Origin of the sequence: Mesorhizobium sp. B1-1-6 (assembly GCF_006443035.1) — a bacterium.
GTDB lineage: Bacteria > Pseudomonadota > Alphaproteobacteria > Rhizobiales > Rhizobiaceae > Mesorhizobium.
Genome location: NZ_VFWR01000004.1, coordinates 111,495 through 124,692, shown reverse-complemented (window position 1 = coordinate 124,692; position 13,198 = coordinate 111,495). Strand labels below are relative to the sequence as shown.

The 13,198-nt window shown below is 63.6% G+C and carries 15 protein-coding genes; 8 read left to right on the top strand and 7 right to left on the bottom strand.

Annotated features, from left to right (window positions below):
* Positions 1-109 precede the first annotated feature (109 nt).
* Both FJ979_RS09740 and FJ979_RS09735 read right to left on the bottom strand, forming a co-directional pair.
* Positions 110-1,270, bottom strand: coding sequence for a YbfB/YjiJ family MFS transporter (locus FJ979_RS09740; protein WP_140520835.1), 1,161 nt, complete (start codon positions 1,268-1,270; stop codon positions 110-112).
* A 76-nt stretch (positions 1,271-1,346) separates the two neighbouring features.
* Positions 1,347-1,547: a hypothetical protein gene (locus tag FJ979_RS09735; protein WP_140497946.1), complete on the bottom strand. Its 201-nt coding sequence runs from the start codon at positions 1,545-1,547 to the stop codon at positions 1,347-1,349.
* A 93-nt stretch (positions 1,548-1,640) separates the two neighbouring features.
* Between FJ979_RS09735 and FJ979_RS09730 the strand changes: the two genes are divergently transcribed.
* The 3 genes from FJ979_RS09730 to FJ979_RS09720 are packed head-to-tail and all read left to right on the top strand — an operon-like array spanning position 1,641 to position 4,263.
* The gene (locus FJ979_RS09730; protein WP_140580732.1) at positions 1,641-2,633 is read left to right on the top strand and encodes a LysR substrate-binding domain-containing protein; all 993 of its coding nucleotides are present in this window, start codon (positions 1,641-1,643) and stop codon (positions 2,631-2,633) included.
* Positions 2,630-3,886, top strand: coding sequence for an aminopeptidase (locus tag FJ979_RS09725; protein ID WP_140564288.1), 1,257 nt, complete (start codon positions 2,630-2,632; stop codon positions 3,884-3,886). The genes FJ979_RS09730 and FJ979_RS09725 overlap by 4 nt, the downstream gene beginning before the upstream one ends.
* A gap of 23 nt (positions 3,887-3,909) precedes the next feature.
* The gene (locus tag FJ979_RS09720; RefSeq protein ID WP_140580730.1) at positions 3,910-4,263 is read left to right on the top strand and encodes a DUF488 domain-containing protein; all 354 of its coding nucleotides are present in this window, start codon (positions 3,910-3,912) and stop codon (positions 4,261-4,263) included.
* 186 nt (positions 4,264-4,449) lie between these two features.
* Here the strand turns inward: FJ979_RS09720 and FJ979_RS09715 are convergent, their stop codons facing one another.
* From FJ979_RS09715 to FJ979_RS09705, 3 genes are all read right to left on the bottom strand, one after another.
* Positions 4,450-4,803, bottom strand: coding sequence for an ArsC family reductase (locus FJ979_RS09715; protein ID WP_140520840.1), 354 nt, complete (start codon positions 4,801-4,803; stop codon positions 4,450-4,452).
* A 217-nt stretch (positions 4,804-5,020) separates the two neighbouring features.
* The gene (locus FJ979_RS09710) at positions 5,021-5,374 is read right to left on the bottom strand and encodes a nuclear transport factor 2 family protein (RefSeq protein ID WP_140497937.1); all 354 of its coding nucleotides are present in this window, start codon (positions 5,372-5,374) and stop codon (positions 5,021-5,023) included.
* A 131-nt stretch (positions 5,375-5,505) separates the two neighbouring features.
* Positions 5,506-6,156: a 2'-5' RNA ligase family protein gene (locus tag FJ979_RS09705; protein WP_224680498.1), complete on the bottom strand. Its 651-nt coding sequence runs from the start codon at positions 6,154-6,156 to the stop codon at positions 5,506-5,508.
* A 256-nt stretch (positions 6,157-6,412) separates the two neighbouring features.
* On the opposite strand from FJ979_RS09705, the gene FJ979_RS09700 reads away from it, so the two are divergent.
* The 5 genes from FJ979_RS09700 (at position 6,413) to FJ979_RS09680 (ending at position 11,816) form a co-directional block, all read left to right on the top strand.
* Entirely contained in the window at positions 6,413-7,570 is a 1,158-nt protein-coding gene (locus tag FJ979_RS09700; RefSeq protein ID WP_140580728.1) for a fumarylacetoacetate hydrolase family protein, read from the top strand.
* Positions 7,571-7,841: 271 nt separating this feature from the next.
* On the top strand, positions 7,842-8,777 hold the full coding sequence (locus FJ979_RS09695) for a substrate-binding domain-containing protein (RefSeq protein WP_140497931.1): 936 nt from the start codon (positions 7,842-7,844) through the stop codon (positions 8,775-8,777).
* Positions 8,778-8,896: 119 nt separating this feature from the next.
* Entirely contained in the window at positions 8,897-9,883 is a 987-nt protein-coding gene (locus tag FJ979_RS09690; RefSeq protein ID WP_140497929.1) for an ABC transporter permease, read from the top strand.
* 3 nt (positions 9,884-9,886) lie between these two features.
* The gene (locus tag FJ979_RS09685) at positions 9,887-10,678 is read left to right on the top strand and encodes an ATP-binding cassette domain-containing protein (RefSeq protein WP_140497927.1); all 792 of its coding nucleotides are present in this window, start codon (positions 9,887-9,889) and stop codon (positions 10,676-10,678) included.
* Between the two features lie 115 nt (positions 10,679-10,793).
* A complete protein-coding gene (locus FJ979_RS09680; protein ID WP_140580727.1) occupies positions 10,794-11,816 on the top strand; it encodes a LacI family DNA-binding transcriptional regulator in 1,023 nt (340 codons plus the stop codon).
* 335 nt (positions 11,817-12,151) lie between these two features.
* Here the strand turns inward: FJ979_RS09680 and FJ979_RS09670 are convergent, their stop codons facing one another.
* Positions 12,152-12,745 carry a TetR/AcrR family transcriptional regulator gene (locus tag FJ979_RS09670; RefSeq protein ID WP_140497923.1) on the bottom strand — a complete coding sequence of 198 codons (594 nt, stop codon included), beginning with the start codon at positions 12,743-12,745 and terminating at the stop codon, positions 12,152-12,154.
* A 77-nt stretch (positions 12,746-12,822) separates the two neighbouring features.
* Positions 12,823-13,170, bottom strand: coding sequence for a hypothetical protein (locus FJ979_RS32480; protein ID WP_181168564.1), 348 nt, complete (start codon positions 13,168-13,170; stop codon positions 12,823-12,825).
* Positions 13,171-13,198: the final 28 nt, after the last annotated feature.

Below are 13,198 nucleotides of genomic sequence, written 5' to 3'. Positions count from 1 at the left end.
GAATTCCTCGGTTTTTGCGCAAATCAGCTGAGTTCAGCGGGCATAAAGTCACACATTAGGGGGAAAGAAAATGCCCATGCCCGATGCCCGGCACCGAGCAAACCCACAATCATGGCGATTTTGGCGCGGCCGACCATATGATGACGCCGGAGGCGACCAGAACGGCCGCGGCGGCGATCGAGGCAAGGAAGAAATCGCCCGACGCCTGCGCCAGGAGCCCGGCGGCAATCGGGCCGATGATCTGGCCAAGACCGAACGAAGCCGTCATCAAGGCGAAGGTCCGCCGGGGAGCTTGTGGCGCCAGTTGCCGCGCGGTCTGCAGGCCGATCGCGGTGATGGCAATGAACGTGCCGCCAACGAGCAGGCCGCCGAGCAGCGGCCCGGTGCGCCCGCCCACCGCGACGCTTGCGACAATGCCGACGACCTCGACGAAACATCCCAGCGCATAGGTCGCGTAAAGGCCGATCCGTGCCGATATCTTCTGCCAGAGCCAGACCGAGGGAAAGCCGGCAAGACCGGTGACCATCCAGACCACCGCCTCGAACACGCGTCCGCCGCCGCCTTGCCGGACAATGGCGACAAGAAAGGTCGCCGTTACCACGTAGCCGAAGCCGAACAAGCCGTAAGCGACGATCACCTTGGTCAGCGAGCGGTCTTTTGGCAGCGCCGGCTCGCGGCCGGTATCGCCGCTGGCCAGCGGACCGCTGTCCACCAACAGCGCCACGACGACGAAGCCACAAGCCGAGATCGCCGCCGACCACAGCCAGCCCGCCGCCCAGCCGGCATGTTCGCTGACCAGGGCCGCCATCAGCACCGAGGACAGGGCGATGCCGAGGCCGACGCCGCCGAAATGCCACGCCTGCAGATCGCTGCGGCCGGCCGCGGCAAGATGGCTGAAAACAATGCTGGCCAGGAACACCATGACAAAGGCGCTGGCCAGGCCTGCAAGAAAGCGGATGACGAGAAAGGCGGCGATCGTATCCGACAGCCCCATCAGCGCGGCAAGCAAGGCGCTGGCGCCGAGGCCGGCCAGCATCAGCAGGCGCTCGCGCCCATGCGCCCAGCCGCCCGCCGCGGCAAAGGCGCCGGCGAGGTAGCCGAGATAATTGGCCGACGCGATCCAGCCCGCATCGGCCGCCGACAGATGGAGTTCTTCCATCATGCCAGGCAGGATCGGCGTATAGACGAAACGACCAATGCCCATGGCGACAGCCATGGCGATCATGCCGGCGAAAGCGAACCGCAGCGCTGTTGAGGTGGCGGATGTCATCGCGGTGCACAATAAGTGCGAAGACCGGCGACACAACGTGCTTGCGTTGGGCCAGGCGCCGGACCGTCAGCACCAATCAGCGGCAGCCCGCTTGCGCCGTCTCGTGGGCGGTGCGTCGCGCCGTCAGCCGGAACGGTATGTCGCCGAGCTCACGCTCCGACATGGCGTCGAGCACGGGATGCGCAAGCGGATCGGCCAGCCAGGCGACCGCTTCGCCACCGTATGGCGGCTCGTGCACAGGGAATACTATCTTGAGCGACGATAACAGCCTCAACATGTCAGCCTCCGCAGGCCTGTCCCGTGAATAAAGTCTGCGTTTTCGGCATCACTTTCAATTGAGATTTCAGCCCCGCTGGTTTAGAAAAACTCAATGGCCATGCTCAACCGCGTCCACCTCAACGGCCTTCGCGCCGTGGAGACCGTCGCCCGTCTCGGCTCGCTCGCCGCGGCCGCCGGCGAACTCAACGTTTCGGCCAGCGCCGTTAGCCAGCAGATAAAGCGCGTGGAGCAGCAGCTCGGCCAGGCCGTGTTCGAGCGAACGACCAAGGGGCTGGTCCTGACCGAATTCGGCGCCATGTTCGCGATGCGCCTCGGCGCGGGTTTCCGCGAGCTCACCCAGGCCGTGGCGCTGGCCGACGAGGCGCGACAATGCACGCTGGTGGTTTCCGTGGCGCCGGCATTCGCCTCGAAATGGCTGCTGCCGCGGCTGTCGCATCACTTCACCCGGCATCCCAACGTGCTGTTGCGCATCGACGCCTCGGTGCGGCTGGCCGACCTCGACCATTCCGATATCGATATCGCCATCCGGCTTGGCGACGGCACATGGCCGGCCAGCAAGGCGGAGTTGCTTTTGGCACAAGAGGTGTTCCCGGTCTGCGCGCCCTCGATAGCGAAGAAACTGAAATCGATCGAAGACCTTGCCCAGACCTGCGCGATCACCGACGAACGAGCGATGATCAACTGGGAAAGCTGGTTCGACGCCGCCGGTGTCGAACCAGTCACCTTCCTGAAGGGCGCTCGCTTCACCGATCCGATGCTTTGCCTGGAATCGGCGATTGCCGGCCATGGCGTGATGCTGGGCTGGCAGTTGCTCGCCGCCGACGCGCTGGCGGACGGGCGGCTCGTCGCGCCGTTCGGGATCCGCGCCCAGAGCGGGCTTGGCTATTGGCTGGTGACCTCCGCCGCCAAGGCCGAAAGCCGCAAGGTCCGGGATTTCAAGCTCTGGATCAGGGAAGAGATCGAGGCGACGATGGCGCGGTTCGGCTCCGCGAAGACGGGCACGACCGATGCGATCACGGTGGAAAGCACCGTGGCGCCGGTCTATGTAGAGTCCGACATCAAACTACGGCAGGCAGGATCATGACCACACATTCGCGCGGCGTTTCCGCAACGATCGACCCGGTGAAGCTCGACAGGCTGGCGGAAGTCGCCATCAAGGTGGGGCTGCAATTGCAGCCCGGGCAGGACCTGGTGCTGACCTCCTCCATCGCCGCGCTGCCGCTGACCCGGCGCATCGTCGAGCATGCCTACAAGGCCGGCGCGGGGCTGGTGACGCCGATCTTCAACGATGACGAGATCACGCTGGCGCGCTTTCGCTATGGCGCCGACGCCGGCTTCGACCGCGCCGCCGGCTGGCTCTATGAAGGCATGGCCAAAGCCTTCTCCAACAATGCGGCGCGACTTGCCGTGCGCGGCGAAGATCCCTCGCTCCTGTCGGCGCAGGACCCGGCGAACGTGGCGCGCGCCAACAAGGCCAATTCGATGGCCTACCAGCCGGCGCTGGAAAAGATCACCGGCTTCGACATCAACTGGAACATCGTCGCCTATCCCGATCTCGCCTGGGCCAAGCAGGTCTTCCCCGATGATGCCGACGATGTTGCGGTCGCCAAGCTCGCCGACGCCATCTTCGCCGCGTCGCGGGTGGACGTGGAAGATCCGATCGGCAACTGGAAGGCGCACAATGCCGCCCTTCGCAGCCGCACCGAATGGCTCAACGGCCATGCTTTCCATGCGCTTCATTTCACCGGGCCGGGCACCGACCTGACGGTCGGGCTGGCCGACGGCCATGAATGGATGGGCGGCGCCTCCACCGCCAAGAACGGCGTCACTTGCAATCCCAACATCCCGACCGAGGAGGTCTTCACCACGCCGCATGCACGGCGGGTGGAAGGCCATGTTTCATCGACCAAGCCGCTCTCCTACCAGGGCACGCTGATCGACGAGATCTCGGTGCGTTTCGAGGGCGGCAGGATCGTCGAGGCGAAGGCTTCGAAGGGCGAGGACGTGCTGAAGAAAGTGCTGGACACCGACGAGGGCGCACGCCGGCTTGGCGAAGTGGCGCTGGTGCCGCATTCCTCGCCGATCTCGGCGAGCGGCCTGTTGTTCTTCAACACGCTGTTCGACGAAAACGCCGCCTGCCACATCGCGCTCGGCCAGTGCTATTCGAAGTGCTTCGTCGACGGCGCCTCGCTCAGCCAGGCCGAGATCGCGGAGCGCGGCGGCAACAAGAGCTTCATCCACATCGACTGGATGATCGGCTCGGACAAGATCGACATCGACGGCGTCGGCAAGGACGGCAGCCGCGTGCCGGTCATGCGCAAGGGCGAGTGGGCCTGACGGGAGCGCACGAAGGAGAGCGGATGGCCTTCGAGATCGCGGTCAAACGGGTGTATGAACCACCCTCGCCCGATGACGGGCAGCGGGTCCTGGTCGATCGTGTCTGGCCACGTGGCGTCAGCAAGGAGCATGCCGCGCTGGCGCTATGGCTGAAGGACATCGCGCCGAGTACCGACTTGCGCAAGTGGTTCGGGCACGAGCCCGAACGATGGGCCGAGTTCCAGAAGCGGTATCGTGCCGAACTGGAAGGCAATGGCGAGGCCGTGGCGCAACTGCGCGCCCTGCTCCGCGACGGCAAGGTGACGCTGCTCTACGGCGCCCATGACGAGGCGCACAACAATGCCGTGGTACTGGCGGGGTATCTGAGAGGACAGTGACCTGTCCCTTCGTCATCCTCGGGCTTGACCCGAGGATCCATGCCGTGACGTCCGTCCGCAAATGCAACGGAGCAGAATCTGCACGGCTGCGACGCCCAAAAGTCACGGCATGGATCCTAGGGTCTGCGCCGCGTCGCTTCGCTCCTTGCTCCGCCCTAGGATGACGAACTGAGAGTGTACCGCGCCCTACTTCCCGACCACCGCCGCCTCATAAACATCCGGCTTGAACCCGACCAGGATGCGGTCGCCAACCTCGAGCACAGGCCGTTTGATCATCGTCGGCTTGGCCAGCATCAGTGCCTTGGCCTTCTTTTCATCCAGGCCCTGCTTATCCTTGTCCGGCAACTCGCGGAACGTGGTGCTGCCCTTATTGAGCAGCTTTTCCCAGCCGACCTTGCGGACCCAGCCATCCAGCCTGCCCGCCTCGATGCCTTCGGCCCGATAGTCGTGGAACCGGTACGGCACGTCGTGGCCCTCCAGCCAGACGCGGGCCTTCCTGATCGTGTCGCAGGTGGTGATGCCGTACATGGTGATCGTCAAAACAGGTGCCTTCCGGACTTCGAATCTGGCCGCAGATTAAGCAGCCCCGGCGCGCTTTGCCAGCGGCCCGGCAGAACCATCGAAGAGTAAGTTTCTTCAATGGCGGGCGCGCGGTCGCCGATCCGTGACGACGATGTGCATCAGGTCGGATAGCGGCCAGGACATGATCCTGGCCGCTTAGGATGCGGCGAAATGTGCCGACAGCCGGAAACCCGTCTCAATAATAGAAGCGCTCTTCGGCAATCTTGCCGTTCTTGACCGTGTACAGGCCAACCTCGTCCATGGTGACACGCTGGCCCGTGGCCTTGGGCGTTATGTCAAATGTAAAGCGCACGGCGAACTGGTCGCCGTTGACATAAGGGCCCTCGACCGAGCCGCCATGGACTTCGTTGTTTTCCTGCCACCACTGGCCTTTCTGCTTGACGGCGTCCTTGCCGCGGCAGACGGCCATCGGCCCCTCCATGGCCTCATAGCTGACGATGTCGTCGGCGTTGTATTTCTCGGCAGCACTTTCGTAGTCACCGCGCTTGAGAAGCTCCGTGAAATCCTTGGCAATTTCCGTGTTGGTCATGTGTTCCTCCTGTTCAGACGCATTGCAAATAGGGAAAGGTTGGCGGCCTGCCATCGTCGTGCCGTCTGGTAGCTGACATGCCATGTCAGGATGATGGACCGCGCGGACTATGCGAGGACGATTCCAGGCTCTCACATGGCGGGCAGTGCATCGTCCTGACCGGTCAGCCGCCAGCGTCCGGGCTGCTTGTAGGCGCCTTTCCCAATGAGACTGTGGATCAGCACAAAATCCCGGACAGTCCAGCCGATCGGATCGATCGACCGCTCGCGAATGCTGGGAACGCCCACTTCATCACGAAGCAATGTGACATGCGGTTCGATGGACCTGGTGAGAAAGGGTTTTAGCGGGCTGTCCGAGATCACCGCCGTCAGGTCACGCCAGAACTTCTGCAGCGACGGATTGCCATCGCTGCCGCGCAGGACCAGTGCACCACCGCCAAAAGCCGACAGGCGATCGAACGAGACCTCGAAGGGCTTCGCAACGATCATCGATCCGATATGACAGGCGGCCTCTGCCAACTCCTGCGGGTACTCCTCATGGTCGCCGAGGCCGACAAGCGAGATGTGGATGTGATTTTCCGGAACCAGCCAGCCTTGCAATCCGAACTCACGGTTCAAGGCAATGGCCTTTCGCGCGAGACGACCAGCAATCGCGCTGCCGACGAGGATGGCAAAGAACAGCCGGTGGAAATGCTTCCCGGCCTGTTCCCATCGGAAAAAGGCCTGGCCGTTCTTCGCGGTTCCGAATGCGGGTTGCCCACTCATACTGATCTCGTCCGCCAATTGACTCAGGGCGAGCATACTAGAACAAAACGAGAACAAACGCAAGCCGAAAAATGACGCAGGCGTTGGGGCTCCCGCACCGCCGCATGCATCCAACCCCCGACGGAGTGCTTCCTTGCGGTACGCCAATCGCCGACGACGCCGGCAGACATGGCGCCTGGCTCACCACAAACGGGATAGACCTTTGACAGGAATCCGGTGAAAGTGCCGCGCCGAACCGGCAAGCCGCATTTTTGATGATCAGAGGACCGCACGCATGACAAACCCGATGCATCTGCCCGCCGAAGGCCTTTTTGTCGGGCGCGCCAGAAGCAGCGACGCCTCGCATCCCCTGGTGGTCACGGTGCGTGATGGCACAGTCTTCGACATCACGTCGAGCACGGCGCCGACCGTGCGCGATATCTGCGAGATGGCCGATCCGGCCGGTTATGTGCGCTCGGCCAAGGGCAAGCCGATCGGCTCGCTCGATGAGATCGCGGCCAACAGTTTCGAGGCCGCGCGTGATCCGGCAAGGCCCTATCTCATCTCCCCCGTCGACCTGCAGGCGATCAAGGCCTCGGGCGTCACCTTCGTCGTCAGCCTGCTGGAACGCGTCATCGAGGAACAGGCGCGCGGTTCGGCGGAAAAGGCCGATGCCATCCGCGCCGACATTGCCGGGCTGATCGGCCACGATCTGTCCAAGCTCAAGCCCGGTTCGCCGGAAGCGATGGAGATCAAGGCCAAGCTCATCGCGCGCGGCGCCTGGTCGCAATATCTGGAAGTGGGCATCGGCCCCGATGCCGAGATCTTCACCAAATGCCAGCCGATGGCCTCGGTCGGTTTCGGCGCCGATGTCGGCCTGCATCCCGTCTCTACCTGGAACAATCCGGAGCCGGAGATCGCCGTGATCGCCGCCTCAAGCGGCAGGATCGTCGGCGCCACCATCGGCAACGACGTCAATCTGCGCGATGTCGAAGGGCGCTCCGCGCTGCTGCTCGGCAAGGCCAAGGACAACAACGCCTCCGCCTCGCTCGGCCCCTTTATCCGCCTGTTCGACGGCACGTTCTCCATCGACGACGTAAAGCGGGCCGTGGTCCGGCTGAAAGTGGAAGGTGAGGACGGGTTCTCGCTGGAGGGCGCGAGCTCGATGGCCGAGATCAGCCGCTCTCCCGAAGAGCTCGTAGCGGCTGCCATGGGCCCGCATCACCAGTACCCGGACGGCCTGGCGCTCTATCTCGGCACCATGTTCGTGCCTTCGAAGGACCGCGGCGAGAAGGGCAAGGGGTTTACCCACAAGGTCGGCGACATCGTCACCATCTCGTCGGAGAAATTCGGCGCGCTGGTCAACCGGGTGCGACTGTCGCCGGACTGCCCGCACTGGACCTACGGCGCCAGCCATCTGATGCGCGATCTTGCCATGGCCGGCCTCCTCTAGCTCTGGGTTCACCCGAGGGCGGTCAATCATCGCTCCGGCGACCCTTGAGGCCGGTATCGCCTGCCGCGAAAATCATCCGAACTGATGCAATCTGATGGGACCGCTGATGGCGCCCCGTCAGGCGCCGACTACGACTGACAGGCGGAGGCTTGCCATTTGTCGAAAAAGAGGATGCTCTGATCATCCAACACGACGTTGGCGGGGAGGACGCGGTCTTGCCCGATCAAGAGGGCGGTTTCGAACTGATCAGTTTCAAACGGGAGGAAATCAAATGCTGACACGGCTAAGAGTGGTTCTATACGGCCTGCTGGTCGCGCTGACGGTCATTCCGGCGGCGGCGCAGGCCAAGACGTTCTACTGGATTTCACATGGCGGCCCGGCCGATCCGGTCTGGACCTACTTCCTTGCCGGCGCCAAGCAATGGGCCAAGGACACCGGCAATACCGTCAACACCTCGTTCCACAATGGCGACGTCGCCTCGCAGCAGGAGGCGGTGCGGGCCGCGATCTCGGCCAAGGCCGACGGCATCACCACCACCAGCCCCGATCCGGGCAGCCTTGTCGAGATCGTCAAGGAAGCCCGCGCGGCCAACATTCCGATCATCAATTTCAACACGCCCGATCCCAAGGCCAATTTCAACGCCTATGTCGGCGGCGACAATGTCACCTTCGGCAAGCACTGGGCGCAGTATCTGGTCGACAAGGGCCTGGTGAAGAAGGGCGACTTCGTCTGGATGCCTGTCGAGATTCCCGGCGCCACCTACGGCGTGCAGGAAGAGGAAGGCATCAAGAGCGTGTTCGAGCCGCTCGGCATCACCTATGAGGTGACCGAGGCGACGCTCGACCAGGCCGAGGTGATCAACCGCATGGTCGACTATCTCACCGCCAACAAGGCCAAGGTGAAGGCGATCATCGGCCTTGGCGACCTCGTCACCGGCTCGATCAAACGCGTGTTCGACCAAGTCGGCGTCAAGCCCGGCGAAATCCCCGTCGTCGGCTGGGGCAACTCGCTCGACACCACCCAGGAAGTGCTGAACGGCTACGTCAATGCCGGCCAGTGGCAGGATCCGCAGGCGACCAGTTATGTCGCGCTGTCGCTCGCCAACATGGCCGCCAGCGGCATTCCCCCGGGCTTCAACGTCATCACCGGCGCGCTCTATGAGAAAGACACCGCCGAGATCTACGACAAAATCCTGTCCGGCAAATAGCCCCTGATCTCCAGCGCCGCGCGTCTACCGGGCGTGCGGCGTCCCGCCCTTTCGCCTGGTATCGAGCCGTTTGATGCGGCCCGATGGCCCGGCCCATTCCAACCAGTCGCGGGTTACACGTGGAAAATCGTTCGCTTGTCCAAGGCCTGATCGCGCGGCCGGAATTCGGCCCCTTCGTGCTGCTCGTCGTCGAGATCGCCGTCTTCTGGGGTTTCAACCACGACTTCCTGTCACCCCAGAACATCTCCAACACGCTGGCTTTCACGGTCGAGCTCGGGCTGATCGCGCTGGCGATGACGTTGCTGATGACGTCGGGCGAGTTCGACCTTTCCGTCGGCTCGCTGTTCGGCTTCTCGCCGGTGCTGATGTGGACGCTGTTCAACAGCGGCCTCACCTCGCTGGAGATGGGCTTCGTCCTCGCGCTGCTGGTCGCCGCCTTCATCGGCCTGGTCAATGGCTGGTTCGTCACGCAGCTCAAGATCCCGTCCTTTCTGGTCACGCTCGGCATGCTCCTGGTGGTGCGCGGCACCGCGCTGTTCGTCACCGACGGCTTTCCGCAGCGCACCTGGAGCGCCGAGGGCAGTTGGCTGGCGGAGGCGCTGGTCGGCGATTTCTTCATCGGCCCGTTCCGCATCTACATGTCGCTGTTCTGGTTCATCGCCGCGGCCATCGCGCTGGGCTATGTGCTGACGCAAAGCCGCACCGGCAACTGGATCCAGGCCGCCGGCGGCAACCCGAACGCTGCGAGGGCGCGCGGCGTCAATGTCAGCCGCGTCAAGATCGGCCTGTTCGTGCTGTCCTCGGTCATGGCCTCGCTTGCAGGCGTCATCTCCTCGCTGCGCACCTCGGCGGCCAACCCCAACAGCGGCACCGGCTACGAACTCGAGGTCATCGCCATGGTGGTGATCGGCGGCACGGCGCTGACGGGCGGGCGCGGCACCATCATCGGCACCGTGCTCGGCATCCTGATCCTGCGCGTCATGCGCAACGGCATCGTGCTGATCGGCGTGCCCGGCCTTGCCTACAACATCTTCATCGGCGCGATCATCCTTGGCATGATGGCGCTTCATTCATGGCTGGAACGCCGGCATCAGGCAGGGACGTGAACCATGGCCGAGCCACTGATCCGCATGCAGAACATCCGCAAGTCCTACGGGCGCGTGCAGGCGCTGGTGGACGCCAATTTCCATGTCAACGAGCGCGAGATCGTCGGCCTGCTCGGCGACAACGGCGCCGGCAAGTCGACCCTGATCAAAGTGCTGTCGGGCGCGGTGCCGCTGACCAGCGGCGACATCTTCATCCGCGGCAAGAAAGTGAACCTGCGCAACACCAGCGACGCCATCGCCAACGGCATAGAGACCATCTACCAGGATTCGGCGCTGGTCACCCAACTGTCGATCGCCCGCAATCTGTTCCTCGGGCGCGAGCCGATCAAGCCGCCGCGCTTCCTCAACCGCATGGACCAGGAGGCGATGAACACGGTCGCCCGCGACCTGCTCAAGCAGGTCGGCATTTCCAAGAACATTCCGCCGACCACGCCGATCGGCTCGCTCTCCGGCGGCGAGCGCCAGGCGGTGGCGATCGCGCGCGCCATGCATTTCGACAGCGATCTCATCATCCTCGACGAACCGACCAACAATCTTGGCGTCGCCGAAACCCAGGGCGTGCTGAGCTTCGTGCGCAGCGCGCGCGATTCCGGCCATTCCTGCATCTTCATCGCGCACAACATCCACCATGTCTTCCAGGTGGTGGACCGCATCGTCGTCATGCGGCGCGGCAAGGTGGTGGCCGGGGACATCGACCCCAAGACGACCAGCGTGGCGGAGGTTGAACGCGTCATCACCGGCATGTCGGACAAGGAGATCCGCGACGCCATCGCCGATGGCAAGGGATCGCATTGAGGACGAGGGCAACATCCCTGCGAAACAGCAGAATGGGCGTCCGGGCGATGGGCGCGATCGGCGCCGCTCAAATCGGCCGTCTGGCGTGCTATCGCATCGGCAATAGGGTTGCGGCATGAAAGCCACCGTCTCTGACATCGCCAGGAACTGCGAACTGTCGACGGCGACGGTCGACAGGGTGCTCAACAACCGGAAGGGGGTCAGCGCGGCCAACCGGCAGCGCGTCATGGAGGCCGCCAAGCAGCTCGGCTATCTGCCGGTCGCCGATCAGGTAACGCTCCCCTCGCGGCCGGCCAATCTGGAATTCTTCCTGCCGATCGGCAGCAACGCCTTCATGCAGGATCTGGCCAGGCATATCGAGGATTATGCCTCGCGCCTGCCGCTCGTTGCCTCGTGCCGGATCCACAACCTCGCCGGAATCTCGCCGAACGCTTTGCAGACCGCCGTCGAAAACCTGTCGCTGAAAGCCAACGGCGTCGGCGTCATCGCCGTCGATCATCCCAGGACGCGCAACATCCTGCGCGACATCGTCGAGGCCGGCATTCGCCTGGTGACGCTGGTGTCCGATATTCCGGCCGCACCACGCTCGGCCTATGTCGGCATAGACAACCGGGTGGCGGGACGGACCGCCGCACTCCTGATGGGGCGCTTCCTCGGCGACCGCGAGGGCCAGTTGGCGATGGTGGTCGGCTCGCGCTCCTATCGCGGCCATGAGGAACGCGAGATGGGTTTCCGCTCCGTGCTCGGCGAGGAGTTCCCCAACCTAAGCGTCAGCAGCGCCGTCGAGATCAACGACGAGACCGATGCCAGCTATGCCGAAACCATGAAGGCGCTGCGCAACGAGCCGGAACTGCTCGGCATCTATTGCATTGGAGCCGGACGCTCCGGCGTTGCCAAAGCCATCCGGGAGGCCAGGCCCAACCGCAAACCGGTATTCATCTGTCACGACCTGACGAGGGAAACGCGCGGCTATCTCGTCGACGATCTCGCCGACGTCGTCATCGACCAGAATGCCAGGCTGATCGCCGAGCAATCGGTCATCCGCCTGCTTGGCTCGATCGCATCATCGGCGCCCTACCTGACGCGGAAATTCATCGAGCCGCGGCTGATCTTCCGGGAAAACGTCCCGGTGCAGTGACGCGGCCGCGAGGCCTTTCGGTCACGGTGTTCGCGAGCGATACGGCGAATCTGCACAGCTGCTATGCACGATTCACGATTGCCGAATCATTGGGCAACTCATAGCTTCTGGTTGTCGGCCATCTACTCCTCCCAGATGCGATGCCGGCGCTGAGTGGGGTGCACCTCCTCCCGCACCACATTCGAAATCGAGCCCGCTGCCACCTCCTCCCGGCAGCGGGCTTTTTTATTGCATGCCGGACATTTCCGGGAACGGCAGGGAATCCACGCAACATCAAAGCCACGGCAGACCGGAAGCGCACGCGCTGTCCGGTGCCAATGAGCCTTGCCGATGGATCAGCCCGCGGCGGCTCCGCCCCTGAAGGACTGGATCAACCCTTCCGCCATGCGCACCAATTGCGCGCTGGGACCTTCGGTGCCAACGGTCTGCACGCTCACGCGCGCGCCTTCGCACAGCAGCGAAAGCGTATCGGCCAGAAGTTCGGCCTGGCCGATGCCGGCGCCCCGGCAGAGCGCCACCAGGCGCTCGCGCTGGGCTTCCTTGAGTTCCTTGATCACGCGCCTGGCCGGATGGTCGGGTTCAGTCAGCTCAACCGCGGCGTTGGCCATGTCGCAGCCCCGGCAATCGGCCGTAAGCATCTCGGCCGCCTTGCGAACCCAGGCATGCAGTTGCGCGAGCTTGTCGCCCGGATGCTCGGCTTCGAATGCGTCCCACATCGCGCCGGCCTTTGATGCGGTGGCGCGCAGGCATTCGATGATCAGATCGTCCTTGGATTCGAAATGACGGTAGAGCGTCATCTTGTTCGTGCCGGCAGCCTCGGTGATGGCGTCGACGCCGACGCCCTTGATGCCGTGCTTGTGGAACATGTCGCGCGCCGTCTCCAGGATCCGATCCCGGGGACGAGGACGCTCCACGACGCCGTCTGTCATCATTGATCTCCTTCGTTTCCAAAAATCCCTCGGCCACCTCTTGACTAGGGTGTTACCGGTCTGTAACTTCCAGAATGTTACTTACTGGTAACACCTATGGCGTCCGCCGTCAATAACAAGACCGTGATCTGGTCCGGCCAGATCGGGGCGGGCGAAAAATTGCATTTCATGCGGCTCCGGCCGGTGAAGAGATGAAAAACGGTTCGCGAGCATGGGCTGCGAATCGACAGACAAGGAGCCGGCCAATGCCACAGCGCCGCGATCTTACCATAGATGAAGCCGTCCGGGATCCGATGATCCGGCTGGTCATGAAAGCCGACGGGGTCGATCCGCGCGCTTTCGAAACAATGCTGCGCACGCTTGCCGGCACGCAGCGCGGTGATGTGCCGTTGCTCCGTTCGTCGGAAGAGTTCGGACGCGGCCAAAGGCTGTCCAGGGTTGCCACTGCGTTCG

Bases quoted from the DNA above. Each gene is read 5' to 3' on its own strand.
- FJ979_RS09740 (WP_140520835.1), bottom strand. From the start codon at position 1,270: ATGACATCCGCCACCTCAACAGCGCTGCGGTTCGCTTTCGCCGGCATG.
- FJ979_RS09735 (WP_140497946.1), bottom strand. From the start codon at position 1,547: ATGTTGAGGCTGTTATCGTCGCTCAAGATAGTATTCCCTGTGCACGAG.
- FJ979_RS09730 (WP_140580732.1), top strand. From the start codon at position 1,641: ATGGCCATGCTCAACCGCGTCCACCTCAACGGCCTTCGCGCCGTGGAG.
- FJ979_RS09725 (WP_140564288.1), top strand. From the start codon at position 2,630: ATGACCACACATTCGCGCGGCGTTTCCGCAACGATCGACCCGGTGAAG.
- FJ979_RS09720 (WP_140580730.1), top strand. From the start codon at position 3,910: ATGGCCTTCGAGATCGCGGTCAAACGGGTGTATGAACCACCCTCGCCC.
- FJ979_RS09710 (WP_140497937.1), bottom strand. From the start codon at position 5,374: ATGACCAACACGGAAATTGCCAAGGATTTCACGGAGCTTCTCAAGCGC.
- FJ979_RS09700 (WP_140580728.1), top strand. From the start codon at position 6,413: ATGACAAACCCGATGCATCTGCCCGCCGAAGGCCTTTTTGTCGGGCGC.
- FJ979_RS09695 (WP_140497931.1), top strand. From the start codon at position 7,842: ATGCTGACACGGCTAAGAGTGGTTCTATACGGCCTGCTGGTCGCGCTG.
- FJ979_RS09685 (WP_140497927.1), top strand. From the start codon at position 9,887: ATGGCCGAGCCACTGATCCGCATGCAGAACATCCGCAAGTCCTACGGG.
- FJ979_RS09680 (WP_140580727.1), top strand. From the start codon at position 10,794: ATGAAAGCCACCGTCTCTGACATCGCCAGGAACTGCGAACTGTCGACG.
- FJ979_RS09670 (WP_140497923.1), bottom strand. From the start codon at position 12,745: ATGACAGACGGCGTCGTGGAGCGTCCTCGTCCCCGGGATCGGATCCTG.